The sequence below is a fragment of the Curtobacterium sp. VKM Ac-2884 genome, assembly GCF_015350945.1.
In the GTDB taxonomy this organism is placed as follows: Bacteria; Actinomycetota; Actinomycetes; order Actinomycetales; family Microbacteriaceae; genus Curtobacterium.
Genome location: NZ_JADKSA010000014.1, coordinates 1 through 544, shown reverse-complemented (window position 1 = coordinate 544; position 544 = coordinate 1). Strand labels below are relative to the sequence as shown.

1 rRNA gene is annotated in these 544 nt (G+C 53.7%); it reads left to right on the top strand.

Annotated elements, in window-relative coordinates:
• Window positions 1–91: 91 nt before the first annotated feature.
• A 16S ribosomal RNA gene (locus ITJ60_RS18700) occupies window positions 92–544 on the top strand; the annotation flags it as partial.

Below are 544 nucleotides of genomic sequence, written 5' to 3'. Positions count from 1 at the left end.
CAATTCCTTTTGGATTGAAGATTGTCAGTAGACAGTCAACAGTCAGAATCAACTCGGTCTGATGCCTTTTGGGGTGTTGGGTCTGTATTTTTTTACGGAGAGTTTGATCCTGGCTCAGGACGAACGCTGGCGGCGTGCTTAACACATGCAAGTCGAACGATGATGCCCAGCTTGCTGGGTGGATTAGTGGCGAACGGGTGAGTAACACGTGAGTAACCTGCCCCTGACTCTGGGATAAGCGTTGGAAACGACGTCTAATACTGGATATGATCACTGGCCGCATGGTCTGGTGGTGGAAAGATTTTTTGGTTGGGGATGGACTCGCGGCCTATCAGCTTGTTGGTGAGGTAATGGCTCACCAAGGCGACGACGGGTAGCCGGCCTGAGAGGGTGACCGGCCACACTGGGACTGAGACACGGCCCAGACTCCTACGGGAGGCAGCAGTGGGGAATATTGCACAATGGGCGAAAGCCTGATGCAGCAACGCCGCGTGAGGGATGACGGCCTTCGGGTTGTAAACCTCTTTTAGTAGGGAAGAAGCGA